This is a genomic window from Ochrobactrum sp. Marseille-Q0166, from assembly GCF_014397025.1.
Lineage (GTDB): Bacteria > Pseudomonadota > Alphaproteobacteria > Rhizobiales > Rhizobiaceae > Brucella.
Map to the genome: position 1 here is coordinate 1,246,709 of NZ_JACJUO010000001.1, position 26,140 is coordinate 1,272,848.

Genomic DNA, 26,140 nt, shown 5'->3' on the forward strand with positions numbered 1-26,140 from the left:
CGGATACGAGGAAGCCGCAGAGCAATTTGAATGAAGGGAATATCGAAATGCGCGTTTACTACGATCGCGATGCAGACGTTAATCTGATCAAGTCGAAGAAGGTTGTTATCGTTGGTTACGGTAGCCAGGGCCGCGCTCATGCGCTTAACCTCAAGGACTCCGGTGCTGCCAATGTACGCATCGCTCTTCGTGAAGGTTCGGCGACCGCCAAGAAGGCAGAAGCTGACGGCTTCGAAGTTATGAATGTTGCTGATGCGGCCAAGTGGGCCGATCTCCTTATGATGGCAACCCCTGATGAACTTCAGGCCGACATCTACAAAGAACACATTCAGGATAACATTCGTGACGGCGCTGCAATCGCTTTCGCACACGGCCTCAATGTTCACTTTGGTCTGATTGAGCCTAAGAAGACCGTAGACGTTGTCATGATCGCACCTAAAGGCCCAGGCCATACGGTTCGTGGCGAATACCAGAAGGGCGGCGGCGTTCCTTGCCTTATCGCCATCCATCAGGATGCTTCGGGCAATGCACATGATCTCGCTCTGTCCTACGCTTCGGGCGTTGGTGGCGGCCGTTCGGGCGTTATTGAAACCACCTTCAAGGAAGAGTGCGAAACCGATCTGTTCGGCGAGCAGGCTGTTCTTTGCGGCGGCGTTGTTGAGCTCATCCGCACCGGCTTTGAAGTTCTCGTTGAAGCTGGTTACGCACCAGAAATGGCTTACTTCGAGTGCTTGCACGAAATGAAGCTTATCGTAGACCTGATCTACGAAGGCGGCATCGCGAACATGAACTACTCGATCTCCAACACTGCTGAGTGGGGCGAATACGTCACTGGCCCACGCATCATCACGGCAGAAACCAAGGAAGAAATGAAGCGCGTTCTGAAGGATATTCAGACTGGCAAGTTTACTTCTGACTGGATGCAGGAATACCGTGCGGGTGCAGCGCGCTTCAAGGGCATCCGTCGCAACAACGACAGCCACCAGATCGAAGAAGTTGGCGAAAAGCTCCGTGGCATGATGCCATGGATCGCAGCGAACAAGCTCGTCGACAAGGCACGCAACTAAAAATCTGCGATATTCAGACTCTGGCCGTCTGCAAATGGCGCTTTGTTTCGGTTCCGGTGCTCAGGTACTTTATGTACGCTCCGGTTCTCACAAAACACCATTTTCGAGTAGAACGCCGTGCGCCCGAATGGGCGCACAAAGGTCGCTCTAATTTTAAGATAGACGCATCGATCTGTCCAAAAATCGAAAATGATTTTTGGGACGATGCGTCGGCCATAAGTCAGAATCTCATCAGATTTTAGGTGCTCTACGATCAGAGAAAAGAGGGGCGTTTCTTACGCCCCTTTCATGCATAGGGCTTTAATCGTGTGAAACGTAGGGCACGAAAAGATCGTCAGAAGCCTTTTCGAATTTATGTTTTGTGCGTTGTTCAGCCAAAACAATTCAGAATATCTTTATTCCGTCTAAGCATGGAAGAAAGTGTTCTCGTGGGCAGAAAATTGCGCTATCGCTAGAACTTTATCTGGCGAGGTTTCAGGAGGCTTTGCCTCCATCGTTTTGAGGAGATTTCCGGTGCTGGACTGGGAAACTGTATTTGCAACGCGTTCGAAACGCATGCGCGCTTCGGAAATCCGTGAACTTCTGAAACTGCTGGAGCGTCCGGATATTATTTCCTTTGCTGGTGGTATTCCCGATCCGGCATTGTTTCCACACGCTGAATTCCAGAGCGCTTATCAGGATATCTTTGGTGGTCCTGAAGCCAATGCAGCTCTGCAATATTCCGTTTCCGAAGGTTACAAGCCACTCCGTACGTGGTTGGTGAGCGAACTCGCCAAAATCGGCATTCCCTGCACCGAAGACAACGTCTTTATCACCTCCGGCTCACAGCAGGCGCTTGACTATCTCGGCAAGCTCTTCATTTCGCCGAATGACACCGCACTGGTGACCGCTCCGACCTATCTCGGCGCATTGCAGGCATTTAACGCTTACGAGCCGACTTATGACATTCTCTCGCTGAACGGTAATCGCACACCGAATTCCTATAAGGAAGCAGCTGAAAATGCTGGCGGTCAGGTGAAGTTTGCCTATCTTTCGGCGGATTTCAGCAATCCGACTGGCGAAACGGTTGATCGTGCCGGCCGCGAGAAGCTGCTTGCCGATGCCGATGAGCTTGATATTCCGATTATCGAAGACGCTGCTTATCAATATCTGCGTTACAATGGAGAAGCCATTGCGCCGATCCTGTCGATGGATATTGCCCGTCATGATGGTGATATCGAAAAGACTCGCACGATCTACTGTGGTTCTTTCTCGAAGACGCTCGCACCCGGTCTGCGCGTAGGCTACGTCGTTGCTGCAAAGTCGGTTATCCGTAAGTTGGTCCTGATGAAACAGGCGGCTGACCTTCATTCCTCTACAATCAACCAGATTGCCATTCATCGGGTAGCTTCGACTGGTTTCGACAGCCAAGTCTCCAAGGTGCGTGGCGTTTACAAGCATCGTCGTGACAAGATGCTGGAAGCGCTTGCCAAATATATGCCGGAAGGCACTAACTGGACCAAACCGGAAGGTGGCATGTTCATCTGGGTGACGCTTCCAAAGGGCATGGACGGTGCCGCATTGCTTGCGGCGTCAATTGAAAGCGAGAAGGTGGCATTTGTACCGGGCAAGGCATTTTTTGCCGACGGTACGGGCGCCAACACGCTGCGTCTTAGCTATTCGTGCGCTAATGATGAAATGATTGATGAAGGCATCATGCGTCTGGGTCGCCTGATCCGCACGCACTCCAAATCTGAAGCTGCATAAAAACATAAGCCGGGCACTGCCCGGCTTATTGGCTTATTGAAAGGGCGAATTACAGCCGGTACGCGGTCCTGCCAAGGGCTGATATGTGTTATCTGACGTGCGATAGCTGCGGTAGCGGTTGGAGCACCATGATATATGATTGCTGCTTGGACCGAATGTGGTCACTGGTTTTCGGTTGGACGGGCGAACCTCAAGCGGGTCGCCATTTTTGTAGATGGGAATGCCCTCGGGCGAAATATAGTTGCCACTGTTACGGCAGCCTACGCCGAAGCACTTACCTGACCCAGCTTTTGGCTGGTAAGTCCGCGGCAATCCGCCTGCGACAGGCGGAGTGCTTGGACGCAAGGACGGTACGTAAGGGGTATTCAGGTCAACAGCTGCAGCGCTGCCGACAAGGCATGCAGCAAACAGACCTGAGCAAAGTATAATGTACCGTATCTTTTCAAGCATTTCCGGTATCCTGATTTCCAGACTTTATATGGTGGTTTTTCTGATCAAAACCAGCGTGGTTGTGCAATTTTGAAAAGAACCACTTGCCAACCACAGCGCAAGTGGTGAGATTGCGCGGGCATGTTTACGATAGCAACCTTCAATGTCGAAAATCTGATGCGCCGGTTTGATTTTTCCGGCTTTCGCAATGAATTGCATCAGGATCGTTCGCTCAAGCTCTTCGAGATCGACGATGAATCACAGTACCGTCTGCTCGAGCAGGCGCGAGCGATTGCCCATACCGATGACACACGGCAGATGACGGCGCTGGCAATCGCCGAAACCCGGGCCGATGTGCTTTGTCTACAAGAAGTCGATAACCTGGCCGCCCTCAATGCATTCGAATTTGGCTATCTTTTCAAGATGATTGGGCAGGGCTATCGCAATAAGTATCTGATTGACGGTAATGATAGCCGAGGCATCGATGTGGCCGTTATGGCGCGAGATATGACGCGCGACGGCCAGCGGATTGAAGTGCTGGAAGTCACCAGCCATGCGCATCTGACCTATAAGGAGCTTGGCCTTTATCAGCCGGTATTGGCTGAACTGGGACTCGAGCCGCATGATCGCATTTTCAAACGCGATTGCCTTTGCCTTGATATGCGGATCGATGGCAAGCCACTGACGCTTTTTGTTGTTCACCTGAAGTCAATGGGTGGTGCACGTAACGGTCTTGATGGCCGCACCGCATCCTTGCCGGTCAGACTGGCAGAAACGCGTGCTATCCGTCACATCATTGAAGAGAAGTTTGGAGCTGCTAACACATCAGGCAAGCGCTGGCTCATTTGCGGAGATTTCAACGATTATCGTGAACGTGTCGTCATTGAAGGCGATGAGTGGAATGGCTATCAGTTTACGCCGGTTCGGGAAGCCGACAGTTCACTGGATATTTTGCTGAACGATGGCTTTGCAATAAATCTTGTGGAGCGTCGCCTCGAAATGGACCGCTGGACGCTTTATCACACGCGCGGGCCGCAGGAACGCCATCTTTGCCAACTTGATTACATTCTGGCATCGCCAGCCCTTGCAGAAAAAAACGGTCATGCTATTCCGCAGATTATCCGCCGTGGTCAGCCCTGGCGCACGATTTTCCCGCCGGGACAGGAAGTGGATCGTTATCCACGCACAGGATGGGATCGCCCGAAAGCCAGCGACCACTGTCCTGTGACAGTGACGCTGAATATTGTGTGAGAGTGAGGCGGTCAATGCAACATGTGAAAGAAAACACGGTTTATGAAATTGATCGTGTTGATGTCCGGATTCTGCCGGGGCCGCTTGAATATTCTCAAGCCAATAAAGACGCAATCGCTGAAAACTGGCGACGCGAGCATCACGCCAATCCGACTTTGTTTGATGGCGAGATTTATCTTGCACCAGAAGCAAAACTGGAAGGCCGCTCCTTTACGGCAGGTTTTCATCGCACGAGCTTCGCAACACTGATGTATTGGCGCAAGGACAGCCAGCCCGTACGGCCATGGCATATTTTTGGCGTCGGCATCATGGTGTCTGCTGAAGGTCATTTGATGGCAGCCCTTATGAGTGCGCATAATGCGGTCGCTGGCCGTGTCTATTTTCCGGCAGGTTCCATTGATGATAACGATATTGTTGATGGTCGGGCAAATTATGAAAACAATATGGCCCGTGAAGTCTTTGAAGAAACCGGAATCAGCCTTGGTGACGCCAAGGCAGAAGCAAAGACACATTTGGTTATGGCGGAAGGGAGTATTGCGCTTTTCCGCCGCTATTACTTTGCTTTGTCGACGGACGAATTGCTCAATAAAATTGAGACCAATCTGGCTTCTCAGGCTGAACCGGAACTCTCAGAAATCATTCCGGTCAAGCAGGCCGGGGCCATGGGAAAGGCGACACCTTCCTATGTGCGCGCATTTGCGGACTGGCATTTTTCAAATCAACAGTAGCAATTGGTTCTGACAGATGACTGCATCAAGAAATTGACTATTCTCGCGAAGCAGGGCTTATGGGCTGTCTGATGTGAGGGAGATGTGAACGATGACCGAAGCTGTGAGTGCCGGCCGGTATTATGAGATTTTCGACGTTTTCGCCGATAAGGCTCTGGCTGGAAATCCGCTGGCCGTTGTTCATGAGAGTGAAGGGCTTACGGACGCGCGTATGCAGGCTATCGCGCGAGAATTCAATCTGTCTGAAACGGTTTTTATCTTTCCGCCTGAAAATCCTGTCCATGAAGCAGCGGTTCGTATTTTCACACCGGATTACGAGCTGCCCTTTGCCGGTCACCCAACAGTTGGAGCTGCCGTATCTCTCGCACGCCATCGCAAGACGGGAGACGAATCGGATCGGCTTGTGACACTGGAGGAGAAAGTTGGCGTTGTTCGCTGTGGTGTAATCTTAGGTGAAAATAGTGCTTTTGCAGAATTTGATCTGCCTCGCCTGCCGGAGAAGGTTGATATCAAGATCGAGAAAGAAGAGGCCGCTGCCGCAATCGGACTTGGCACACATGAGATTGGTTTTGAAAACCATGTTCCGGAAGTCTGGAGTGCAGGGACACCTTATCTTCTTGTTCCCGTGCACAACCTGATTGCCGCGGCCAAAGTTTCTATAGACCCTGTTTATGTGAGTGAAAGCCTTCCGCATGTCGGTGAGCGGCCATTGCCGATCTATGTTTATTGTCGCGAGACGATTCTTTTCGATAGCAACTATCATACACGTATGTTCGTGACCGGTTCGAACGTCTACGAGGATCCTGCGACGGGATCTGCTGCTGCAGCATTTGGAGGTATGATCCTGACCAAGGATAAGCCCGTGGACGGCAGTTCCCAATGGTGGATCGAACAGGGCATGGAGATGGGGCGCCCATCGCGTATTCGGCTTGAACTCGATGTGTCGAAGCAAACCCTTAGCGGTGCGCGTATTGGCGGCACAGCGGTCAAAATTGCAGAGGGCCGCTTATTCGTCTGATTTTGATTTTTTGACTACAGCCAAAGCGCCATTGCCGCCCTATAATAATCTGATGACCGATTAGCTTCATGAGGGACCTGTGTCATGATAATCAAGGAAATGTCTGAAATTGATGTCCGCGATATGATCCAGCACACCCCAATCGGGCGGCTCGGCTATGTCCTTGATAATCGACCTTTTGTGGTGCCGCTCGGATTTCGCTTCAGTGGTGGCGCGCTTTATTCTTTCACCACCGATGGTCAAAAGACCGAGGCTATGCGCAAGAATGATGCGGTCTGTATTCTGTTCGACCACATTATTTCTAAAACGGAGTGGCGCAGCGTTGTGGTCAATGGTCACTATCGTGAGATCAGGCGGGATGAAGAGAAAGCCGCTATTGTTAACATGCTTTCAAATGAGCCGGCTTGGTGGGAACCTGCCTATACAAAGACTATCACCGGTGGCGGCGAGCAACGCAAATTGGAACCAATTTTCTTCCGCGTTGATATTGAAAGCGCCACCGGTCATCAGGCCGGCTAATTTCGTTGCGGCGGCTCCTATTCTAATAGAATCGTCTGAACCGCTCTAATCCTTTCTTTCTAGGAATTAGCCTACGCAAAACCGCTTTGCGCTTTTGCTGGAAATGCTTTAGCGAACAACAAGAACCGGCACGGTGCTGCGTGTGACCACTTCGTGTGTCTGACTACCAAGCAGCAGGCCCTTCAAGCCACGGCGCCCATGTGATGCCATCACAATCAGATCATTGCGCAATTCTTTTGCGGTTTCGATGATTGAGGTGGCGGGATGCTGTGCCACGACATGTAATGTGTGAATTTCAACGCCAGCTTCGCCCGCCAGTTCGCGGGCGCGCGCAAATGCGGCGTCAGCGTAATTGTTCCATTCTTCTTCGTAACGCTCGATGAATGCTGGGCTATCAGTAAAACCACCGGGCAGGCCGGAAAGCGAATAGGGCGCGGTAACGGTAAGGACAGTCACCTTGCTTCCCATGGCTTTTGCTGTGTCAAAGCCATGAATAAGGCCGCGTTCTGCAAATTCTGAGCCATCAGTGGTGATCAGGATATTCTTATACATCATGCCCTCGCTTTGTCTTTATGAACAATTAAAGTAGGTAGCCTAGCAGAGTGATCATATCAAACAGCTTATGCGTTGATATTAGAATAGAATGGGACTTCGTTAATCCATGCCACTTGATTGCGATACTTTTCATGCGAGTTGGGTTGCAACTGTCCTTAACCTAGACTGGCCGTCCCGAATATCCACGCAGATTGATGATGATTCCGAGCGCGTAAAGCTTCAGAAGCAGGAACTGGTGCGGATGTTTGATGAGGCGTCCGAACATGGCATCAATGCCGTGATTTTTCAGGTTTCACCGGCCGCTGATGCTTTCTATAAATCTGACTATCTGCCTTGGTCGTCCTATCTGACAGGCAAACTGGGAAAAGACCCGGGATTTGATCCCTTGCGGTTTGCGATTTCAGAAGCACACAAGCGCGGAATAGAGCTTCATGCATGGCTTAATCCCTATCGTGTTTCGATGGATATTCGCCCCGCAACACGCAAAGAACTGATAAATTCGTCCAGCGATTCCCCGGCCAGTGTTTACAAAACCAATCCCGGTTGGGTTGGCATATCTGCGGAGCGCTATGTGCTTGACCCGGGTATACCGGCCGTACGCAATTGGGTGACAAACATCGCAGCCGAAGTTGTTCAGAAATACGATGTCGATGGTATCCAGTTCGACGACTACTTCTATTACGAAACGCAAGGCTCACCGCTCAAGGACGACAAGACATTCAAGCGTTTCGGGACACGCTTTTCCAGCAAGCAAGATTGGCGGCGCTACAACACTTACACTTTGGTGCAGGAAATCTCGAACAAGATCAAAGCGATCAAACCGCATGTTCGTTTTGGCATAAGTCCTGGTGGTGTCTGGCGCAATCAAATGGACGATCCGCTCGGCTCGCCAACGCGTGCCGGTAAAACCAACTATGATGGCGACTTTGCCGATACACGTGCCTGGATTAAGGATGGTTTGATCGATTATATTGCTCCGCAGGTCTATTGGTCATCAGGTCGCAAAGATGTGCCTTATGGCCCCATCGTAAAATGGTGGGCGGATACTGTCAGGGGTACAAAGACTGATCTTTATATCGGTATCGCGCTTTATCGCGCTGGGAGCGCGACCAAGACGGAGCCCGAATGGCTCGCCGGAAATGGCGTGGATGAAATCAAGCGTCAGCTTGATCTCAACAATGCCATACCAGAGGTCAAAGGCAGTATACTTTTCCGGCACGGTTTCCTGTCGGATTCCAAATTTAAAAGCGTTTCTGCGTATCTGAAAAAGAGCTGGGGCAAGTGCCGCGCCCGAAAATAATGCGACGAAATGCGAGTAATTATTATCTCATTGATTTAAATCAAAGAAAATATCTGTGCGCTGGTGTTAGTGATTGATTGTTGTCAGGTTCCACCAGAACTGATGGCCCGGGATGTCGAGGCCCAACCAAAGCGACATCCCGGCTAAGAATCTCTTATTCAAGGATCTGTCGAGCGCACCAGCGCGATCTTTTTTTGCAGTGTTGCCCCGATCGACAGCCAGCGGGTGCTGTCAACATTGCCCTCCATCTCTCTCAATCAGCACCCGCGAATTTTCTCATATGGATTATGATTTACTGCATGAAGTTGTGGTTCATTTGGGTATAGTTACTTTCAATGAATGTGTGCGTTCTCGATTTGAATACAGTTTTTCGATCTGACAGCGGTTGACTGAAGTACGTGGTTACTGTGCGACCAAAGAAATGATGATGCAGAGGATGTTTGGGTATGGGGTTCAATCGCAAGCAGTGGATCGCAACTGGTATTGTCGTAGTTCTGGCCGTCGGGGGCTACTATGCCTTTAAAGCATTGAGCGCCCCCGGATTGCCGGAAGGTATTGCTGCCGGAAACGGGCGAATTGAAGCCGTCGAGATCGATGTATCCACCAAAAGCCCCGGACGCATCCGCGAAATTCTGGCCGATGAAGGGCAGTTTGTTGAGGCCGATGAAGTTCTGGCGCGCATGGATACTGCCCAGCTCGAGAGTCAGCGCAAACAGGCGGAGGCGCAACTTCGTCGCGCAGAAATAAGCATTGAAACAGCCAAGAGCTTGGTTGCCCAGCGTGAAGCCGAGCAGACCTCGGCACAGGCAATAGTCGCGCAGCGCGAGGCGCAACTGGATGCCGCCAAACGCCGTCTCGTTCGTTCGCAACAACTTTCAGAATCACGCACGGTCTCCCAGCAGGTGCTGGATGATGATCGCGCTACGGCACAGGGTGCTGAGGCAGCCGTAGCGGCAGCCAAGGCGCAACTGGCTGCAACAGCGGCTGCAATCAGCGCTGCACAAGCTCAAGTTGTTGATGCGGAGGCCGCCGTTGAAGCTGCAAAAGCGGCGATTGCCACCATCGACACGGACATCAACGATGCCACATTGCGTTCGCCGAAGCCGGGCCGTGTTCAGTACCGCGTTGCTCAGCCGGGTGAAGTGCTGTCGGCTGGCGGACGCGTGCTTAACCTGGTCGATGTCAGCGATGTCTATATGACTTTCTTCCTGCCGACTTCACAGGCTGGCCGAGTGGCCATAGGTGCTGACGCGCGTATCGTACTTGATGCAGCACCTCAATATGTGATCCCTGCCACGATCAGTTTCGTAGCCGATGTTGCGCAATTCACGCCAAAGTCGGTTGAGACGGAGGAAGAGCGTCAGAAGCTCATGTTCCGCGTTAAGGCAAAAATCCCTCAGGAATTGCTTCAGAAATATATTCAGCAGGTCAAAACGGGACTTCCGGGCATGGCTTACGTGAAACTTGACCCAAGTGCTGAATGGCCGAAAAACCTTGCGGAAACAGTAAAATGATTGCGGCTTCGATAAAGGCTGGCGTGGATGACGGCAGCTTTGTCATCCGCGCCGACGGCGTGAAGCTGTCTTATGGATCAACGGAAGCATTGCGCGACATTTCGCTCAACGTGCCTTCAGGTTGCATGGTGGGCTTGATCGGCCCCGATGGCGTTGGCAAGTCAAGCCTTCTGTCGCTGATTGCTGGCGCTCGCGTTATGCAAAAGGGCAGGGTAGAAGTTCTGGGTGGCGACATTGCCGACAAGCGCCATCGCCGGTCGGCGTTTCCGCGTATTGCCTATATGCCGCAAGGGTTGGGGAAGAATCTTTATCCAACGCTCTCTGTCTTTGAGAATATAGAGTTTTTTGGTCGGCTGTTTGGCCATGACAAGCATGAGCGCGAACGCCGCATTGCCGATCTTCTGGCGCGGACGGGCATGTCGCCTTTTGCGGATCGTCCGGCGGGTAAGCTTTCCGGCGGGATGAAGCAAAAGACCAGCCTTTGCTGTTCGTTGATTCACGACCCCGATTTGCTTATCCTTGATGAGCCGACAACGGGCGTTGACCCCTTGTCCCGTCGCCAGTTCTGGGAACTGATCGACGATATCCGCAAAGATCGCCCCGGCATGAGCGTTATTGTGGCCACCGCCTATATGGAAGAAGCGGAGCGTTTTGACTGGCTTGTTGCGATGAATGATGGCCAGATTCTTGCGACCGGTACGCCGCACGAACTGCTTGAGAAAACCAAGACACCCAACTTGGATGCTGCCTTTATTGCGCTTTTGCCGGAAGAGCTTACGCGGGATCACACCGAAGTTGTTATGCCCCCGCGCGACGTAAATGCAGATAGCGGTATTGCAATAGAAGCCGAGCATGTCACTGTGCGATTTGGCAATTTCACTGCCGTCGACAATGTGAGTTTTCGTATTCCTCGCGGTGAGATCTTCGGCTTTCTTGGCTCGAATGGCTGCGGTAAATCCACGACGATGAAGGTCTTGACTGGTTTGTTACCCGCAAGCGAAGGCACAGCCAGGCTGTTTGGACGTGAGGTCGACCCGAAGGATATCGATATACGCCGTCATGTTGGCTACATGTCGCAGGCGTTTTCACTCTATTCCGAACTGACCGTTCACCAGAATCTGGAGCTTCACGCCAAACTGTTTGGCATGGCAGAGGACGATACCAAACGCAGAATCAAGGAACTAACCCAAAGGTTTGATTTGGCTGGGGTTTTGGATGATCTGCCCGACTCGATGCCGCTCGGTATCCGCCAGCGCCTGTCGCTGGCTGTGGCGCTGATCCATTCGCCGGATATTCTCATTCTTGATGAGCCTACTTCTGGCGTCGATCCGGTTGCACGCGATGCTTTCTGGCAAATCCTTGCCGATCTGTCCCGGAACGACAATGTCACGATTTTCGTGTCGACACATTTCATGAATGAAGCGGAATTGTGTGATCGTATCTCTCTGATGCATGCCGGTAAGGTGTTAATCAGCGATACGCCAAAAGCCATTACCGCAAGCCGCAATGCAGCAACACTTGAAGACGCTTTCATTGCATATCTCGAAGAAGCAATTGGCGAAACAGCGCCTGAGAAGGAAGTTCAGGAAGCTGTGAAGGTTCAGCCTGCAAAGGTTGAGAAAAGCAAGACACCAACGGTTAGCTGGCTGCCAAATCCTCGGCGAATGCTGGCTTTTTCGCGTCGGGAAGCACTGGAGTTAAAGCGCGATCCGATCCGGGCGACATTGGCCATTCTCGGTACTGTGATCCTCATGTTCGTGATTGGATATGGTATCAATCTCGATGTCGAGGATCTTACATTTGCGGTTCTGGATCGTGATGATACGACGATCAGCCGGGATTATACCCAGCAGCTTGCAGGTTCCCGGTATTTCACCGAAAAAGCACCCATCACCGATTATGATGATCTTGATCGGCGGATGCGTAAGGGTGAAATCAGTCTGGCGATTGAAATTCCGCCGAATTTCGGTAGCAATGTCGCGCGTGGCCGTCCTGTCGAAATAGGTGCGTGGATTGATGGCGCCATGCCGACGCGTGCGGAAACCCTGCGCGGTTATGTTCAAGGCATGCACGCTAACTGGCTGACGCAAAAGGCGCGCGAACTTTATGGAAGCGCGGCCACTGTCGGCAATTTCAATTTGGAAATTCGTTATCGCTACAACCCGGACGTCCAGAGCCTTGTAGCCATGGTGCCGGCGGTTATCCCGCTGCTTTTGCTGATGATCCCGGCCATGCTGGCAGTTCTGAGTGTCGTGCGAGAGAAGGAGCTTGGCTCGATCATAAATTTCTATGTGACGCCGGTGACGAAGTTTGAGTTTCTGCTCGGCAAACAGCTACCTTATATCGCGCTGGCCTTCCTCAACTTCCTGATGCTAACCGCCTTTGCGGTTTTCATATTCCGTGTGCCGTTTACAGGCAGTTTCCTGACCTATGCCACGGCAGCGCTTCTCTATGTCATCATAACAACTGGTATGGGCTTGGTGATCTCTACCTTTATCAATAGCCAGATTGCAGCGATCTTCGGCACTGCATTGCTGACGCTCATTCCGGCGGTGCAATATTCCGGCATTATCGACCCTGTCTCGTCTTTGCAGGGGGCTGGTGCCTTTATTGGCAAGATTTATCCGACGACTTATTTCGTGACGATTTCGCGCGGGACTTTTTCGAAGGCGCTGGACTTTTCCGATCTCGCCGGATCATTTGTGCCACTGCTCATTACCATACCGGTTCTAACCATTCTTGGCATTCTACTTCTCAAAAAACAGGCGGGCTGAGATGCGGATTTCCAATATTTTCCAGCTTGGGGTCAAGGAACTGCGCGGGCTGGCACGCGACCCTATGCTTCTCCTGCTCATCGTTTACGCCTTCACGCTTGCGATTTATACGGCTGCGAAAGCTATGCCGGAAAACCTCAACAACGCGGCGATTGCAATCGTTGATGAGGATCAGTCGCCAGTTTCTGGCCGTATCACAACTGCGTTTTACCCGCCGTATTTTGTGCCTCCGAAGCTTATCACCTCTCATGAGATGGATCAGCGGATGGATTCCGGCCTCGATACGTTTGCGCTTAATATCCCGCCAAACTTTCAGCGCGATCTGCTCGCCGGGCGTTCGCCAACCATACAGCTGAATATCGATGCAACCCGCATGAGCCAGGCCTTTACCGGTGGCGGTTATGTACAGTCGATTGTTTCCAGCGAAGTGAACGAGTTTGTTAATCGCTATCGTGGCGATGCAGAAGCGGTCGTAGGATTAGGTTTACGTGCGCGGTTCAATCAGGAACTGAACAAAGGCTGGTTTGGAGCAATCACCAATGTCATCTCATCGGTGACCATGCTTTCAATTATTCTGACAGGCGCAGCGCTTATTCGAGAGCGTGAGCACGGCACTATCGAGCATTTGCTGGTCATGCCGGTGACGCCACTTGAGATTATGGTATCCAAGGTTTGGTCGATGGGTATGGTGGTGCTGGTGGCAACGGCCTTTTCGCTGATTGTTGTTGTGCAAGGCATTCTGGCAGTACCGATCAATGGTTCGCTGACTCTGTTTTTAGCAGGAGCCGCATTGCAGCTTTTTGCGACGACAAGCCTTGGCATCTTCCTCGCAACGATTGCTGGATCAATGCCGCAGTTCGGGCTTTTGCTTATGCTGGTTCTGCTACCGCTGCAGGTTCTATCAGGTGGTACAACGCCGCGCGAAAGCATGCCGGAAATTATCCAGAACATCATGCTGGCGGCACCCAATACCCATTTCGTAATGCTCGCGCAATCGGTGCTGTTTCGAGGCGCGGGATTGAGTGTTGTGTGGCCGCAATTGCTGGCCATGATTGTGATAGGAAGTGCTCTTTTCTATTTTGCCTTGCGTCGTTTCCGCGACTTCCTGAGGTGATAAATCTATATAATTGAACAATTTATACTGCTTCTCTCTGAATGTGATTCAGATGGGGCAGATTGTTGCAGTTGATAATTTGCCTTCGCCTTGCTATCGCTCGGCACAGGAAACGGTTCTGTCCGCAAGGATGGATGAAAAGGGAACACGGTGAGGCTCGTTTGAAGAGCCGAGACCGGGACTGCCCCCGCAACTGTAACCGGCGAGTCATCCTCCTATGATCGTATGTTGCGATCATAGCCACTGAACATTCAAGTTCGGGAAGGCGGAGGACCGATGAAGACCCGGAAGTCAGGAGACCTGCCGTATCCAGTCACCCATGGCTGACACGAGGGGTGTCCAGTCGCGGCCGTCCGTAGCGGTGACATTGTGAAATGTTGCCGTGGGACAAATACGGGGTACTTGCGCCCTGATTTCTGACACCTGCGGTGAAGCAACGCTTGCGCGCAGGGAGTGGAAATAAATGCATATTCTCAAGCTATCGACATACCTCGCATCGACTGTTCTGGCGGTTTTGCCGCTGGACGCTTTGGCCCAAACGAGGGCGAGTGAACAGGATGGTGTTGTGCTCGATACGATCGTCGTCACACCGTTGAGGCGTGCAACATCGTTGCAACGCTCCACTTCATCTGTCACGGTCATTGATCGCGACCAAATCGATCGATCAGCAGCGCCCGATCTGCAATCGCTGCTTCAATACTATCCGGGAATTTCGATCACCACCAATGGCGGGCAGGGATCATCTTCCAGTCTCTATATTCGCGGCATGTCATCGAAACAGACAGTGGTACTGGTCAATGGCGTGCGAACTGCTTCGGCCACGACGGGTGCTACAGCGCTTTCCAATATTCCGCTCAGTTCAATTGATCGGATCGAAATCGCAAAAGGTGCGCATTCCTCGCAATATGGTGCCGATGCGATGGGGGGCGTCATCAACATTATCACAAAACAGGGTGGGGCCTGTGGTGAGCGTTCCTTCTGCGGCAGTGTGACGACGGGTGTAACCCATCCATGGGGCGGTTATGCTTCGGGTTCGCTTCAGGGGCGCAGCAAAGATGGTATAGACTATGCTTTTGGTGCTGCTGTCACAGGCACGCAGGGATATAATTTTACAACGCCGGAAGCTTTTGGCTATGAGCCGGATCGCGACGGTTTTCTGCAGGGGTCGTTCAACTTTTCCCTGTCGAAAGATTTTGACTGGGGTAAGATTTATACCGATGGACTCCTGAGCCGTGGACGTAATCAGTATGATGCCAAAGCTCCTTCAGCAAATGAAGCTTACACAACAGCATTCAGCGGCAAGCTGGGCGCACGTATCGATCATAGCGCTGACTGGTCTTCGACCATCGAGTTGAGCTCTGGTCTCGATCACAGCCGAAATTTTCGTAAAGGCGTTAGTGGATCTGATCTGTTTGAAACCAAGCGCTATGGGATCTTTGCCTCGACGGAAAAGCAGTTTGAAACCGGTAATTTTTCCCATGTCGTGACAGGTGGCGTTGAAGCTTACCGCGAGGAAGTGAATGCGACGACCGACTATGCCAAAACAAGTCGAGATCTGGCTGCCGTATTCGGCCAATATTCGCTTGAATATGAAGCGCTGCGCTTTGATGGTGGTGTGCGCTACGACTATAATGAGCAGTTTGGCGATATCGTTACGTATAATCTTGGCGCGAGCTACGAAATTCTGCCGGATCTCGTGCTGCGTTCGTCGTTCGGCACCGGCTTTCGTGCGCCTACCTTCAATGAGCTTTACTATCCCGGCTATGCGAATCCTGATTTGCAGCCGGAAAAATCGAGGTCTTACGAGATTGGTCTGAATTGGCAGCCGTCCATCGATACAAGTCTTGATCTGGCTTTCTATAAGACTTGGCTTCGTGATGCGATTATGAGTACGGCGCCGTCCTATCTGCCCTACAATATCGCGCGTGCAGAAGTGACGGGTTTTGAAGCAACACTGTCTCATAGCTTCAACGAGATGTGGGCAGCGAAAGGCTCACTCGACCTCAAGAAGCCAATTGATGAGGAGAACGATAGCGATCTTCCATATCGTGAGCGGGTGAAGGCTACGGCTGAAGTGAATTTCAAGCCGGTTGATAAGCTCGATCTAACGGCTCGGTTGCTTTATGGCGGTTCGCGCTACACAACTGCCTCGAATACCAAGAAGCTTGATCCTTACGTTACGGCGGATTTCATCGCACTGTATGACATCGACATGCAGTCGCAGCTGAAGCTTTCGGTGGAGAATATCTTCGACAAGGATTACCAGACAACATCCGGCTATAATGCTCCGGGGCGCAGCTTCAATATTGGGTTGACGCGGAATTTCTGACGAGATGCGCAACATGAATACGCAGTCCAGATTATGGAAAAGCAGGTTTGGCCTTCTGGTCGGCCTGTTTCTCGCTGTGTTTCATACCGCTCACGCGGATGGACTGCCCAAGCGTGTGGTGTCGATCAATGTCTGCACAGATCAATTGGCGATGTCGCTGGCAGATGCCACGCAGTTGCAGTCAGTATCGTATCTTTCGCGTGATCCGCTCCTCTCTGTGATGACGGAGAGGGCAAGTGAGTTGCCGGTCAACCATGGGCAGGCTGAGGAAGTCTTCCTCATGAAACCTGATCTGGTATTGGCAGGCACATTTTCTTCGCGTGCGACAGTCGGATTATTGCGGGATTTGGGTATTCGGGTAGAGGAATTTGCGCCTGCACGCTCCTTTGAGGATATCAAGGCGCATATGAAACGTATGGGCGAATTGCTCGGAAAGGAAACCGAAGCGGCGCAGCAAATTGCCAAAATGGATGCAGCGCTTTCAGCCATCCAAAAGCCGGAGCATAAACAGACCGTTGCGCTTTATTATGCGAATAATTACACGGCGGGGCGCGGCACGCTAATTGATGACGCGATCCGTCTGGCCGGGCTTGATAATATTGCCGATAAGGCGGGCGTTCGTGGCTCGGCTATGTTACCGCTGGAACTGCTTGTCATGGAAAAGCCCGATATTCTGGTGCGTGGATCGCGCGGGAGGCCACCGGCTTTGGCATTCCAGAACTTCGAGCATCCGGCACTGCGTGCGCTTGAAGGGAATACGCGAAGCGTGGCACTCAACGATAATCTGACAGTATGTGGCGGGCCGTTCAGTATTGAAGCTGTTGCGAAGCTCGCGGAGGCTGCACGTGACTGAAACTGGTCGTTTTTATCTGCTGCTTGTTATTCTCGGCTTGATGGTTCTGGTGCTGTTTGTGCTCTCGCTGCTGGTTGGACCAGCCTCCATCAGCGCCGGCGAAAGTATTCGGGCGCTATTAACCGGGAAGGGCGATGTAATCGTGCTGGTTATGCGCGAGATCCGTCTGCCGCGTGCTTTGCTCGCATTACTGATCGGTGCCTCGCTGGGGCTTTCAGGCGCTGCCCTTCAGGGCTATTTGCGAAATCCGCTCGCTGAGCCGGGATTGCTTGGCGTGAGTTCATCGGCCTCGCTTGGTGCGGTGATTGCGATCTATACGGGACTGTCGCAGGCTTTCCCGCTGGCTTTGCCATTGCTGGCGCTGGTCGGTGCATTTGTGTCAGTTTTTCTGGTAAAGACGCTAGCCGGACAACATGCTGGAACACTCACTGTTATTCTGGCAGGTGTTGCCGTAACCAGCCTTGCCGGGGCAATGACGGCACTTGCGCTTAATCTTTCGCCCAATCCATTCGCTGCGATGGAAATCGTGTTCTGGATGCTCGGTTCTCTGGCCGACCGGTCTATGACACATGTTTGGCTCGTAGCACCCTTCATTCTGATCGGTTGGGTGATGCTATTTTCGCTGGGGCGTGCGCTGGATAGTCTAACACTAGGATCAGATGCTGCGGCCAGTATGGGCGTCAATCTTTCTCGCGTTCAGTTTCTTGCGGTCCTTGGCACCGCTGCATCGGTTGGTGCATCGACGGCTGTGGCCGGAGCAATCGGCTTTGTCGGGCTCGTGGTGCCACATCTGTTACGTCCACTGGTCGGCTCGAAACCGTCGCGGCTACTTGCTGCCAGTGGCTTTGGTGGAGCAGCCCTTCTACTGGCTGCCGATGTGCTGGTGCGCGTGATTATGCCGGGGCGCGAATTAAAGCTTGGAGTGTTAACGGCAATCATTGGCGCGCCGTTCTTCCTGTGGCTTGTCTTCAAGTATAGGAGGCGGCTGGTATGACGACACTTTCAGTCCACAATCTCGATGTTTTGCTGGGGCGCAAAACCGTACTTGAAGCCATTAATTTTAAGGCTGGTGAGGGCGAGTTTATCGGCCTGATCGGTCCGAATGGTGCAGGCAAGACCACGTTGTTGCGCGCGCTTTTGGGGCTTACGTCTTCGACAGGCGATATTCTGCTCGATGGCTCGAACCTAAGAAGAATGCATGTCGCGGATCGTGCCAAAATAATCGCATATCTGCCGCAGGAGCGTGATGTTGCCTGGCCGGTAACAGTCAGAATGCTGGTGTCGCTCGGACGTTCGGCGCTGAAGCCTGTGTTTGCAGGGTTGGACCATGACGATGAAGCGGCCGTCGCGACCGCGATGCAGCGCATGGGCGTCGATCAACTGGCGTCACGTCCTGCCAACGAGCTGTCGGGCGGTGAAAGAGCACGCGCCTTGATAGCGCGCGTATTGGCGCAGGACACGCCGGTGATCATGGCTGACGAGCCTGTGGCCGGGCTGGACCCGGCTCATCAGCTGGAACTGATGGAGCTTTTCGCCGGGCTTGCCAGCGAGAGCAAGACAGTGATCGCCTCGCTGCATGATCTTGGTCTGGCTGCGAAGTATTGCACGCGGCTGATTGTGCTTGATCGTGGGAGGCTTGTTGCTGATGGTGCGCCGGAAGCGGTGCTCAATCCGACGCTATTGAAAGAAGTCTATGGAATCGATGCGCGGCTAATGAAAATTGACGATGAAGTCATCCTGCACACACGTAAACGATTACGCTAGTTATTCCCCATTTTTTACTAAAAAATTTTCAGATTGGCGGGATTTTTCCACCGAGAGGTTAAAAAGCCCGAATTTCAACCAAACCTGCTTGCTCTTACAATTTCTTGTGATTAACCAATCATCTTCAAATACCGTTGAAATTGCGCTGAAAGGATGAGAAATCGTGAAGCAAGCAACGAGCGGAAAACGCAAAGGCGGCCGCAAAGCGCTTTGGGCAGCTGTAGCGCTTGTCGCGATCGCCGCTGCTGGTGCAGTCGGATACAAGATTACACTCGAAAAGACCATCAATGCGCAACTTGAAAGACGTGGCGGTAAAGCTGCCTCCGTTACCGCCGATTTTCTTGGTAACATCAAGCTGACTGATGTGGTTCTGCCGTTGAAAGATGGCGCAGATATCACGATTGGGTCGATTGAAGGACGCCCGAAAGTTTTGTTCCTGAGCGGCATGTTGGATGCCAAGGACGTCAAAACCGAGATTGCACAGTTTAAAATTGCGCTGCCAAGCGTTCGTATCGACGATGCAAATTTCGATATTGGAATGCTACGTGATACGTTTGGTAATGGCGAGTTGACGCTTGCAGAACGCGTAGGTCGTTTTTCTGCGAAGCGTATGTCAGTTCCGGAAATAAATATTGTTCAGATATTGAACGATAAGGAACAGAAGACGTCTTATAAGGATGTTACGCTCGAAGATATCGTTAACGGCCATGTCGCTCGCTATACTTCAAGTGGTGCTACATTTGATCTCGATCTTTCGCTGCCAGATGAAAATGGCACGATCAATGAAGAGCGGATGGCGGGAACTATTGGCACTTCGGAAGGCAAGGATATCGACGGTGTTTTCATCGCACGTCTTTATACTGAAGCTGCGGGTCCAAACGATACTGAAGCCCAGCCCGTATATGGTCCGTTTTCTGCCAAGAACATCGTCGTGAAGGCCACCAAGTCTAGCTTTAGCTACGATGAAGTTCGCAGCAATGGCATTACCATGCGCCTGCCTGCGCAGCCGTTCACAGAAATATTGCGGAAGCTGGATGCAGCACAAAAGATTGATTCACTTCCGCCGGAAGAGCAAAAAGAGTTCTTTGCAAATCTGATCGGCCTTTTCGATACTATTGGCAAGGGCGATGTAGAACTGCTCGGCATGAAGATCCAGCCGAGCGATCCTGAAAAGGGTGAAGGCGCCATCGAAAAGATGGCAATGTCATTTGACAACAAGACGTTCGATATGTCGCTCGACGGCTTCTCTGCCGGCAATGGCACGGACTATATCAAGTTGGACGAGTTTTCACTCAAAGGCTTCAACTGGGGGCCTTCGGCAGAGGCTGTTAAAAAGTTTGTAGGCCTTAGCGAAGAGGAAATGGAGAGCTTTCCTTTTACAACAATGCTGCCCGAATTTGGCACGATCGTTCTCAAGGGGATCGATGCAGACCTCCCATACGACAATAATGCATTTGACGATATTGATATTGAAGATGAAGACGGTAATCCGGTACCAAAACCTGATGGTTTGCCACATCGTCTGAAGTTTGGTCTCAAAAGCTATGAGATCGGTCTGAACAAGCCGCTTAATGGTATTCCCACCGATATTCGTGTCACCTACGAAGACATGTCGTTGCCTGTCCCTCAGGACAGCAATGAGGAAATGTATAAGCAACTGCGCGCGCTAGGCTATGACCGGATCACGATTTCATCGAACCTTGAAGTGAATTGGGACGAGGCGAGCCAGAGCCTTGTGATCAAGGATCTCTCTCTAAGTGGCAAAGATATGGGCAAGGTGACCATGTCTGGCCTGATGGGGGGCTTTACCAAGGAGTTTTTCTCCGGTGATAAGGTCCTGACTCAGGTCGCGCTTCTTGGTCTCAAGGCACGTGAAGTCAATCTCAAGATTGAAAATCAGGGGCTCGCTGAAAAGGGTCTTCAATTCTATGCCGATGAAAACAACATGTCTGTCGAAGAAGCGCGTAGCACGCTGACTTTGATAGCAAGTGCTGTTTTGCAGGAACTGGCCGCCGACCAGCCTAAACTTGAAGCTGTGATTTCAGCGCTCAACGCATTCATTGCGAAGCCGAATACCTTTGAAATGAGTGTGAAGTCGAAGTCTGAGAGAGGCATTGGCGCACTGGAAATGGTCGCGATTTCTCAGGATCCATTCTCGATTCTCGACAAGATCGAGATTGAAGCAAAGGCTGACTAACAGGCTTTTATATCTGCTTGAATCAAAGCGCCGGCTGTATTCAGCCGGCGTTTGCTTTTTGTTATGGCTTTCAGATAGGGTGAGAGGATCAGAACTCCATCATTCGGAAACCATCAATGCTTAAAAATATCAATCCATTGCTTACCGGATCGCTGCTTGAAGTGCTTGCGGATATGGGGCATGGCGACGATCTTGTGATCGTCGATGCTAATTATCCTGCGCAGGCTTCAGGCGTGCAGGTGATCGATCTGCCGGGCATCAGCGCGACTGATGTTGCAGAAGCGGTCCTTTCCTTGCTACCCCTCGATGATTTTGTCGATAAGCCAGCGGCTGTAATGGAAGCGCCGAATGATACGCCTGCAATCTTTGGTGAGTTTGAAACCATTATCGAGAAGGCTGAAGGCCGCAGGATCGCGGTTGACCCTATCGAACGCTTCGCCTTCTATGATCGCGCAAGTGCTGCTTATGCCATCATCCGTTCGGGTGAAAAGCGTCTTTACGGTAATATCATTTTCAAGAAGGGTGTCATTCGTTCCTAATTGAAAAAAGCCCCGCAATGCGGGGCTTTTCTTTATGGTTATTTTACTGTTATGGCTTTGGCTGATGGTGTTCCATCTTGCCTTTGCCTCCGTGATGCGGGCCCTTCGCGCCATGGTGGGCCTTCCTGGCGGCACGCAGTTCGTGGTGGTCAAGTCGGCCATCTTCATTGCGATCAAGCGCTGCGAATTCCTTTTGGCGCTGCTTTTCAATCGCATCCAGCGTGATTTTTCCATCGCCCTTCACATCAAGACGACGCTCCAGACGATCTGCGGCGTGGCTCACCATGCGCTTGAGCGCAAGTGCTTCAATTTCATCGCGGGAGAGTACACCGTCACCATTGGTATCGGCAGCCTTCAGTTCATCCATACGAGAGAACTTTTCAAGGTCTATAGGTCCGCGCTTCCCTTTTGTTCCATCTGTTTGTGTAATGGAAGTATCTGTCGTTGACTTGGCTGTATTTTCGCCGGTTTTATCCTGTGCGAACGCAGCAGTTGAAAGCAATGCAGAAGCGATAACTGCAATATACAATGTCTTCGATTTCATAGTATTTAACTCCATTACTCTATACTGATCGCCATTGATTGGCGTGTGAGTAATGTCAGCCATTGTAGGTGAACCTGGTATGAACAGGCCAATTAATAATTCGTAATGTTATCGAGCCTGCTTTGATCGCAATTTTTCTCTAAACATCGAGAACAGGCCTGCCGAGACAACGATGATCGCACCAACTATTATGTTCCACGACAGCTGTTCATGGAAAACGACGACAGCAATCAAAGCGCCTATGACCAGCTGCAAATATGTGAGGGGCTGAACTTCGACAGCTTCAAGAATATCATAGGCGCGGATGAGACAGTAATGACTTGCAATTCCAGTGACACAAAGCGCAGCCATCCATGGCCAATCGTGGATAGCAATCGACTCTAAATGAAACAGGCCAACCATAGTAAGAACAATTGCACCGCCTACACCTGTATAGAAAAAGCTGGTCAAAGAGCTGTCTGTTTTACTGACTGCGCGGGTTGCAATGGCATAAAACGCAAAAAGTACGGTAGCCGTGATCGGAAACATGAGCTGCCAGTCAAACTGGACATGTGTTGGGTCGATAATTAGCATGACGCCGAAAAGGCCGACAAAAATCGCGAGCCAGCGCCGCCAGCCAACTTTTTCACCAAGGAAAGGTACCGAGAGCATCGTTATAAGCAGCGGTGCTGCTTGAAAGATTGATTGCGTCATGGCCATGCCAACGCGGCTGAGGCCATAAACCAGAATAACTATTTCAGATGCGAGTAAAATCCCGCGCAGAACTTGCAAAACGGGCCGCTTGGTTGAGGCCGCATGTGCGATGCCGCCTGAGCGCGTAGCAACCAAAATCACAAAGACTGCAAAAACCCAATAACGCACCATCGTTACAAAGATGGGCGAATAGTGCGAGCCGAGATACTTCGAAATGCCGTCCTGAGTCGCGAAAATTGTGACGGCGAGAAGTGTAAAGGTGTAGCCTAGGCTTTTGGGGGTCATGGGGCACTCATAGTACCACTACGCCAGTTTCGCCATTTCTATTTATGTATGACACGGCTTTTTAGCAGATTAATATTTGAACAACTGCACACGTGCGTTTTACCCAACGGCTTCGCGAGCAATGCGATCAACTGCGCGGGCTGGAAGCAGATAAGCCTTAAGCCTGACAACGCCGTCTATCTGGCTGGAAATGACATTAAAGCTGGTCAGGGAATTGCAGGGCATATCACGGTAGGGAAGTTGCGGGGGTGCTGGAACCGAGTTCTCCAATGCCAGAGACAGAAGCATAGCTTTGTGCCCGCGTTATCGGGCTTCGACACGCGACACAGACCAATAATCATCGGCTTCCCATGCTAGAGACTTGGCAGCGCCAACGAGAGATTGAAAGCGCTCTTAATGATGAGAGACGGGTGGCAATGGAGGCCCGGATTGATACGCGGTTCTCAGGATTGGAGAACTCTGTCAAAGGTATCCAGTTTTCGCTATCTCGCATCAACTGGATGATTATTGGTGGACTGGTGGCGACCTTTGTTGCCTTCGTAGTTGGGTCGGGTTGAAATCAATTAACCAGAAGAGGTGATTAAGGCCACAGGCTTCACCCGAGTAAAAGCGCACTCTTTAAGATTGTAAGTGGTGTGAAAATAGAGCATTCAAATCAGGTAAATTGCTATTATTTAATGGGGAAAGTTGGCTTGAGCTACAAGAATTTCTATTTAGCAATGTCTGTTGTTGGGACATTTATCCCCTGGATATTCTTTGGGTCTTTCTTCTCACAGCATGGACTTGATATTTGGCTTTTTCTCCAATCTCTGTTTGTAAACGGAGCAGCTGCTGGCTTCTCCGCTGATGTGCTGATTACAATCTTGGTATTCTGGGTATGGTCATGGCGCGACGCGGCCAAGCACAACGTTGCACAATGGTGGTTGATATTCCCAGCTAGTTTCTGCGTTGGGCTGTCGCTAGCGTTTCCGCTCTATCTTTATTTGCGCGAAAAGAAATAAGTGAATGTCAGCAAGCTAACCGGAGTAAGTACAATCTCGCCTATCGCTTTGCAGCAAACGAGCAGGCCACTTTAACCGCCTTACAGAGCATCAGCAAAATTCAGGACACATTGTCGCAATTGGGGGTAGCGTGCGTCTGATGGCAGAGATTTTGCAACGCATTGAAGAGGTCGGAGAGCGTGGACATTGATGCCCCAAGCCAGAACAAAAGTCTGTAAACTATTTGTAAACTGGAGTTTTTCTGTTCAGCGGAATCTAGCGTATCTTATTGAAAAGATTGGTGGGTGATGTAGGGATCGAACCTACGACCCGCTGATTAAGAGTCAGCTGCTCTACCAACTGAGCTAATCACCCACTCGCTTCTCCGAGGCAGCGGCCCCGGTGAGGTGAGCGGTTCTATAAAGGCCGCTTTTCTTCGTGTCTAGCCTTCAATAGAAAAAAAACGAAAAAAAAATCAAATAAGTTCAAAAGTCCCGGAAATGCTGGCTCTTTCCAAATTATAATTTGCAACGATATCGTGTAATTGGTGTAAAAACTCTTTTTAAGAGCATGTTTGTTCCCGATTGTTTGGAATCAAACCACCTATGATTCTGCTTTTGAAACATTTTGAAGGCGTGCGGTTGCAACGAAGTGGCTGAATTTCCATATGCATGAAGCTTTAAACGAAACTACTGATGTTTCTCGATGAGTTTGAATGGATTGTCCGGATGATGACTGAGGCGACTTGTGATAAGAGCGCTGTAAATGTCGCAGCCGTGTCATCAATTTTTGATGCTTGTCTGAGATGCTTCGGCATATAAAAGACTTGATAGGCAAGTATATTCTTTGCCATTGAGATATTGCTGCAAGCGTAACGAACGCGCAGGCAGGCGAGGGGTTCACGCACCGGATTGTCCTCGTTTCAGAAAACCAGAAGTAGTATCCAGTTTCTGGGTGGCTTCATAATCCGGTTCGCGGCATTTTGAGGACGGAATGGAAAGCATAATCAGCGATCTCGGACAGTTCATCTCCGATCATCGGGCATGGGCAGCTCCCATCGTGGGCGTGATTGCCTTCGGCGAGTCACTCGCTATTATCGGAATGCTTATTCCGGCTACGCCGATCATGCTCGCGATTGGTGGTCTTGTAGGTGCAGGTATCGTTGAGCCATGGCCAATTATTATTGGTGCAATCATTGGCGCCGTAATTGGTGACATTGTTTCGTATCTGCTCGGTTGGTGGCTTGGCCGCAGCATCATCCACAAGTGGCCGCTCAATAAACACCGTACTGGCATTGCACGCGCGCGTCTGCTCTTCCGCCGTTACGGCTTTTCTGCTGTATTCCTGGGGCGTTTCTTTGGACCAGTGCGCTGCACGGTGCCGATGGTTGCCGGTATGATGTCGATGGATCAGAAGCGCTTCCAAACTGCAAACGTGCTATCCGCCATGGTCTGGGCTCCTGTCATGTTTCTGCCGGGATGGTTGGCTGGTCGTGGGATAGGTGTATTTGCCAAGATGGATGGCGATCATATGTTCTGGGCGGTTATCGGTATCACTGTTGTGACGATCATCGCAGCTTTGATTAGCATGCGTTTTTTCAAGGGACGCCCGCGGCGTGAACGTAAGCGTGGCATCCATGTTTCTCCTGCGGAATAGCCATAGGACTTGCATGGAAGCCGCGTGTCTGCATAATACAGGCAACTATACTCACTCGACAACATGACATCCGAGTGTAAGCAGAACGCTTACTCGATGTCTTTTTAAAAGGTTCATCGCGCTTTATGCCCGACGACAGTTCTGACGACCCGTCTTCTCGAAGTCCCGCTCCCTCACAGGGAGCATACGTCTTAAAAGGCTTTGAGCTTACTCACGCCGTTTGCACTTTCTTCGCACCGATCCGCTTTGCAGCGTTTCGGCAAGGAAATGCATGCGGCGTTTTTT

The 26,140-nt window shown here is 51.2% G+C and carries 23 protein-coding genes, 1 tRNA gene and 1 riboswitch; of the genes, 18 read left to right on the plus strand and 6 right to left on the minus strand.

Annotation, left to right across the window (positions count from 1 at the left end; genetic code table 11):
- Nucleotides 1–47: 47 nt before the first annotated feature.
- Both ilvC and H5024_RS05920 read left to right on the plus strand, forming a co-directional pair.
- On the plus strand, nucleotides 48–1,067 hold the full coding sequence (gene ilvC, locus H5024_RS05915) for a ketol-acid reductoisomerase (RefSeq protein ID WP_187544460.1): 1,020 nt from the start codon (nucleotides 48–50) through the stop codon (nucleotides 1,065–1,067).
- Nucleotides 1,068–1,580: 513 nt separating this feature from the next.
- Nucleotides 1,581–2,813: a PLP-dependent aminotransferase family protein gene (locus H5024_RS05920; protein WP_187544461.1), complete on the plus strand. Its 1,233-nt coding sequence runs from the start codon at nucleotides 1,581–1,583 to the stop codon at nucleotides 2,811–2,813.
- A 33-nt stretch (nucleotides 2,814–2,846) separates the two neighbouring features.
- On the opposite strand, the gene H5024_RS05925 is transcribed toward H5024_RS05920, so the two are convergent.
- Nucleotides 2,847–3,263, minus strand: coding sequence for a BA14K family protein (locus H5024_RS05925; RefSeq protein WP_187544462.1), 417 nt, complete (start codon nucleotides 3,261–3,263; stop codon nucleotides 2,847–2,849).
- 120 nt (nucleotides 3,264–3,383) lie between these two features.
- Here H5024_RS05925 and H5024_RS05930 point away from each other — a divergent pair, with 120 nt between their 5' ends.
- From H5024_RS05930 to H5024_RS05945, 4 genes are all read left to right on the plus strand, one after another.
- A complete protein-coding gene (locus H5024_RS05930; protein WP_187544463.1) occupies nucleotides 3,384–4,493 on the plus strand; it encodes an endonuclease/exonuclease/phosphatase family protein in 1,110 nt (369 codons plus the stop codon).
- A 14-nt stretch (nucleotides 4,494–4,507) separates the two neighbouring features.
- Nucleotides 4,508–5,221, plus strand: coding sequence for an NUDIX hydrolase (locus H5024_RS05935; RefSeq protein WP_187544464.1), 714 nt, complete (start codon nucleotides 4,508–4,510; stop codon nucleotides 5,219–5,221).
- Nucleotides 5,222–5,312: 91 nt separating this feature from the next.
- The gene (locus tag H5024_RS05940; RefSeq protein WP_187544465.1) at nucleotides 5,313–6,239 is read left to right on the plus strand and encodes a PhzF family phenazine biosynthesis protein; all 927 of its coding nucleotides are present in this window, start codon (nucleotides 5,313–5,315) and stop codon (nucleotides 6,237–6,239) included.
- Between the two features lie 84 nt (nucleotides 6,240–6,323).
- On the plus strand, nucleotides 6,324–6,758 hold the full coding sequence (locus H5024_RS05945) for a pyridoxamine 5'-phosphate oxidase family protein (protein WP_187544466.1): 435 nt from the start codon (nucleotides 6,324–6,326) through the stop codon (nucleotides 6,756–6,758).
- A gap of 108 nt (nucleotides 6,759–6,866) precedes the next feature.
- On the opposite strand, the gene H5024_RS05950 is transcribed toward H5024_RS05945, so the two are convergent.
- Nucleotides 6,867–7,310 (minus strand): universal stress protein, encoded by a 444-nt coding sequence (locus tag H5024_RS05950; protein ID WP_187546653.1) that lies wholly within the window; start codon nucleotides 7,308–7,310, stop codon nucleotides 6,867–6,869.
- A gap of 109 nt (nucleotides 7,311–7,419) precedes the next feature.
- On the opposite strand from H5024_RS05950, the gene H5024_RS05955 reads away from it, so the two are divergent.
- The 10 genes from H5024_RS05955 (at nucleotide 7,420) to H5024_RS06000 (ending at nucleotide 21,697) form a co-directional block, all read left to right on the plus strand.
- Nucleotides 7,420–8,613, plus strand: a complete 1,194-nt coding sequence (locus tag H5024_RS05955; protein WP_187544467.1) for a glycoside hydrolase family 10 protein — start codon at nucleotides 7,420–7,422, stop codon at nucleotides 8,611–8,613.
- A 446-nt stretch (nucleotides 8,614–9,059) separates the two neighbouring features.
- The gene (locus tag H5024_RS05960; protein WP_187544468.1) at nucleotides 9,060–10,127 is read left to right on the plus strand and encodes an HlyD family efflux transporter periplasmic adaptor subunit; all 1,068 of its coding nucleotides are present in this window, start codon (nucleotides 9,060–9,062) and stop codon (nucleotides 10,125–10,127) included.
- Nucleotides 10,124–12,901 (plus strand): ribosome-associated ATPase/putative transporter RbbA, encoded by a 2,778-nt coding sequence (gene rbbA / locus H5024_RS05965; RefSeq protein ID WP_187544469.1) that lies wholly within the window; start codon nucleotides 10,124–10,126, stop codon nucleotides 12,899–12,901. The genes H5024_RS05960 and rbbA overlap by 4 nt, the downstream gene beginning before the upstream one ends.
- Before the next feature lies 1 nt (nucleotide 12,902).
- On the plus strand, nucleotides 12,903–14,015 hold the full coding sequence (locus tag H5024_RS05970; RefSeq protein WP_187544470.1) for an ABC transporter permease: 1,113 nt from the start codon (nucleotides 12,903–12,905) through the stop codon (nucleotides 14,013–14,015).
- 96 nt (nucleotides 14,016–14,111) lie between these two features.
- A riboswitch (cobalamin riboswitch) is annotated at nucleotides 14,112–14,338 on the plus strand.
- A gap of 140 nt (nucleotides 14,339–14,478) precedes the next feature.
- Complete coding sequence (locus H5024_RS05975; protein WP_187544471.1) at nucleotides 14,479–16,344, plus strand: TonB-dependent receptor; 1,866 nt, start codon at nucleotides 14,479–14,481, stop codon at nucleotides 16,342–16,344.
- 13 nt (nucleotides 16,345–16,357) lie between these two features.
- A complete protein-coding gene (locus H5024_RS05980) occupies nucleotides 16,358–17,197 on the plus strand; it encodes an ABC transporter substrate-binding protein (RefSeq protein WP_187544472.1) in 840 nt (279 codons plus the stop codon).
- The gene (locus H5024_RS05985; protein ID WP_187544473.1) at nucleotides 17,190–18,191 is read left to right on the plus strand and encodes an iron ABC transporter permease; all 1,002 of its coding nucleotides are present in this window, start codon (nucleotides 17,190–17,192) and stop codon (nucleotides 18,189–18,191) included. The genes H5024_RS05980 and H5024_RS05985 overlap by 8 nt, the downstream gene beginning before the upstream one ends.
- Nucleotides 18,188–18,961: an ABC transporter ATP-binding protein gene (locus H5024_RS05990; RefSeq protein WP_187544474.1), complete on the plus strand. Its 774-nt coding sequence runs from the start codon at nucleotides 18,188–18,190 to the stop codon at nucleotides 18,959–18,961. The genes H5024_RS05985 and H5024_RS05990 overlap by 4 nt, the downstream gene beginning before the upstream one ends.
- Before the next feature lie 163 nt (nucleotides 18,962–19,124).
- The gene (locus H5024_RS05995) at nucleotides 19,125–21,158 is read left to right on the plus strand and encodes a hypothetical protein (RefSeq protein ID WP_187544475.1); all 2,034 of its coding nucleotides are present in this window, start codon (nucleotides 19,125–19,127) and stop codon (nucleotides 21,156–21,158) included.
- A gap of 116 nt (nucleotides 21,159–21,274) precedes the next feature.
- Complete coding sequence (locus H5024_RS06000; protein ID WP_187544476.1) at nucleotides 21,275–21,697, plus strand: RbsD/FucU domain-containing protein; 423 nt, start codon at nucleotides 21,275–21,277, stop codon at nucleotides 21,695–21,697.
- A 49-nt stretch (nucleotides 21,698–21,746) separates the two neighbouring features.
- On the opposite strand, the gene H5024_RS06005 is transcribed toward H5024_RS06000, so the two are convergent.
- The 3 genes from H5024_RS06005 to H5024_RS06015 form a co-directional block, all read right to left on the minus strand.
- On the minus strand, nucleotides 21,747–22,241 hold the full coding sequence (locus H5024_RS06005) for a calcium-binding protein (protein ID WP_187544477.1): 495 nt from the start codon (nucleotides 22,239–22,241) through the stop codon (nucleotides 21,747–21,749).
- Nucleotides 22,242–22,349: 108 nt separating this feature from the next.
- Nucleotides 22,350–23,219 carry a DMT family transporter gene (locus H5024_RS06010; RefSeq protein WP_187544478.1) on the minus strand — a complete coding sequence of 290 codons (870 nt, stop codon included), beginning with the start codon at nucleotides 23,217–23,219 and terminating at the stop codon, nucleotides 22,350–22,352.
- A gap of 99 nt (nucleotides 23,220–23,318) precedes the next feature.
- Entirely contained in the window at nucleotides 23,319–23,507 is a 189-nt protein-coding gene (locus H5024_RS06015) for a hypothetical protein (protein ID WP_187544479.1), read from the minus strand.
- A 404-nt stretch (nucleotides 23,508–23,911) separates the two neighbouring features.
- Between H5024_RS06015 and H5024_RS06020 the strand changes: the two genes are divergently transcribed.
- The gene (locus H5024_RS06020; RefSeq protein ID WP_210309599.1) at nucleotides 23,912–24,220 is read left to right on the plus strand and encodes a DUF2834 domain-containing protein; all 309 of its coding nucleotides are present in this window, start codon (nucleotides 23,912–23,914) and stop codon (nucleotides 24,218–24,220) included.
- Between the two features lie 278 nt (nucleotides 24,221–24,498).
- Here H5024_RS06020 and H5024_RS06025 read toward each other — a convergent pair.
- Nucleotides 24,499–24,574 (minus strand) — tRNA-Lys (locus H5024_RS06025).
- A 618-nt stretch (nucleotides 24,575–25,192) separates the two neighbouring features.
- Between H5024_RS06025 and H5024_RS06030 the strand changes: the two genes are divergently transcribed.
- Nucleotides 25,193–25,855, plus strand: a complete 663-nt coding sequence (locus tag H5024_RS06030) for a DedA family protein (protein WP_187544480.1) — start codon at nucleotides 25,193–25,195, stop codon at nucleotides 25,853–25,855.
- The last annotated feature ends 285 nt before the right edge of the window (nucleotides 25,856–26,140 follow it).

Excerpts from the sequence above, each read along its gene's own strand:
- H5024_RS05980 (WP_187544472.1), top strand. The coding sequence starts at position 16,358 with ATGAATACGCAGTCCAGATTATGGAAAAGCAGGTTTGGCCTTCTGGTC.
- H5024_RS05940 (WP_187544465.1), top strand. The coding sequence starts at position 5,313 with ATGACCGAAGCTGTGAGTGCCGGCCGGTATTATGAGATTTTCGACGTT.
- H5024_RS05990 (WP_187544474.1), top strand. The coding sequence starts at position 18,188 with ATGACGACACTTTCAGTCCACAATCTCGATGTTTTGCTGGGGCGCAAA.
- H5024_RS05935 (WP_187544464.1), top strand. The coding sequence starts at position 4,508 with ATGCAACATGTGAAAGAAAACACGGTTTATGAAATTGATCGTGTTGAT.
- H5024_RS05945 (WP_187544466.1), top strand. The coding sequence starts at position 6,324 with ATGATAATCAAGGAAATGTCTGAAATTGATGTCCGCGATATGATCCAG.
- H5024_RS05970 (WP_187544470.1), top strand. The coding sequence starts at position 12,903 with ATGCGGATTTCCAATATTTTCCAGCTTGGGGTCAAGGAACTGCGCGGG.
- H5024_RS05955 (WP_187544467.1), top strand. The coding sequence starts at position 7,420 with ATGCCACTTGATTGCGATACTTTTCATGCGAGTTGGGTTGCAACTGTC.
- H5024_RS05975 (WP_187544471.1), top strand. The coding sequence starts at position 14,479 with ATGCATATTCTCAAGCTATCGACATACCTCGCATCGACTGTTCTGGCG.
- H5024_RS06015 (WP_187544479.1), bottom strand. The coding sequence starts at position 23,507 with ATGCTTCTGTCTCTGGCATTGGAGAACTCGGTTCCAGCACCCCCGCAA.
- H5024_RS05950 (WP_187546653.1), bottom strand. The coding sequence starts at position 7,310 with ATGTATAAGAATATCCTGATCACCACTGATGGCTCAGAATTTGCAGAA.
- H5024_RS05925 (WP_187544462.1), bottom strand. The coding sequence starts at position 3,263 with ATGCTTGAAAAGATACGGTACATTATACTTTGCTCAGGTCTGTTTGCT.
- rbbA (WP_187544469.1), top strand. The coding sequence starts at position 10,124 with ATGATTGCGGCTTCGATAAAGGCTGGCGTGGATGACGGCAGCTTTGTC.
- H5024_RS05930 (WP_187544463.1), top strand. The coding sequence starts at position 3,384 with ATGTTTACGATAGCAACCTTCAATGTCGAAAATCTGATGCGCCGGTTT.
- H5024_RS06010 (WP_187544478.1), bottom strand. The coding sequence starts at position 23,219 with ATGACCCCCAAAAGCCTAGGCTACACCTTTACACTTCTCGCCGTCACA.
- H5024_RS06000 (WP_187544476.1), top strand. The coding sequence starts at position 21,275 with ATGCTTAAAAATATCAATCCATTGCTTACCGGATCGCTGCTTGAAGTG.
- H5024_RS06005 (WP_187544477.1), bottom strand. The coding sequence starts at position 22,241 with ATGAAATCGAAGACATTGTATATTGCAGTTATCGCTTCTGCATTGCTT.
- H5024_RS05960 (WP_187544468.1), top strand. The coding sequence starts at position 9,060 with ATGGGGTTCAATCGCAAGCAGTGGATCGCAACTGGTATTGTCGTAGTT.
- H5024_RS06030 (WP_187544480.1), top strand. The coding sequence starts at position 25,193 with ATGGAAAGCATAATCAGCGATCTCGGACAGTTCATCTCCGATCATCGG.
- ilvC (WP_187544460.1), top strand. The coding sequence starts at position 48 with ATGCGCGTTTACTACGATCGCGATGCAGACGTTAATCTGATCAAGTCG.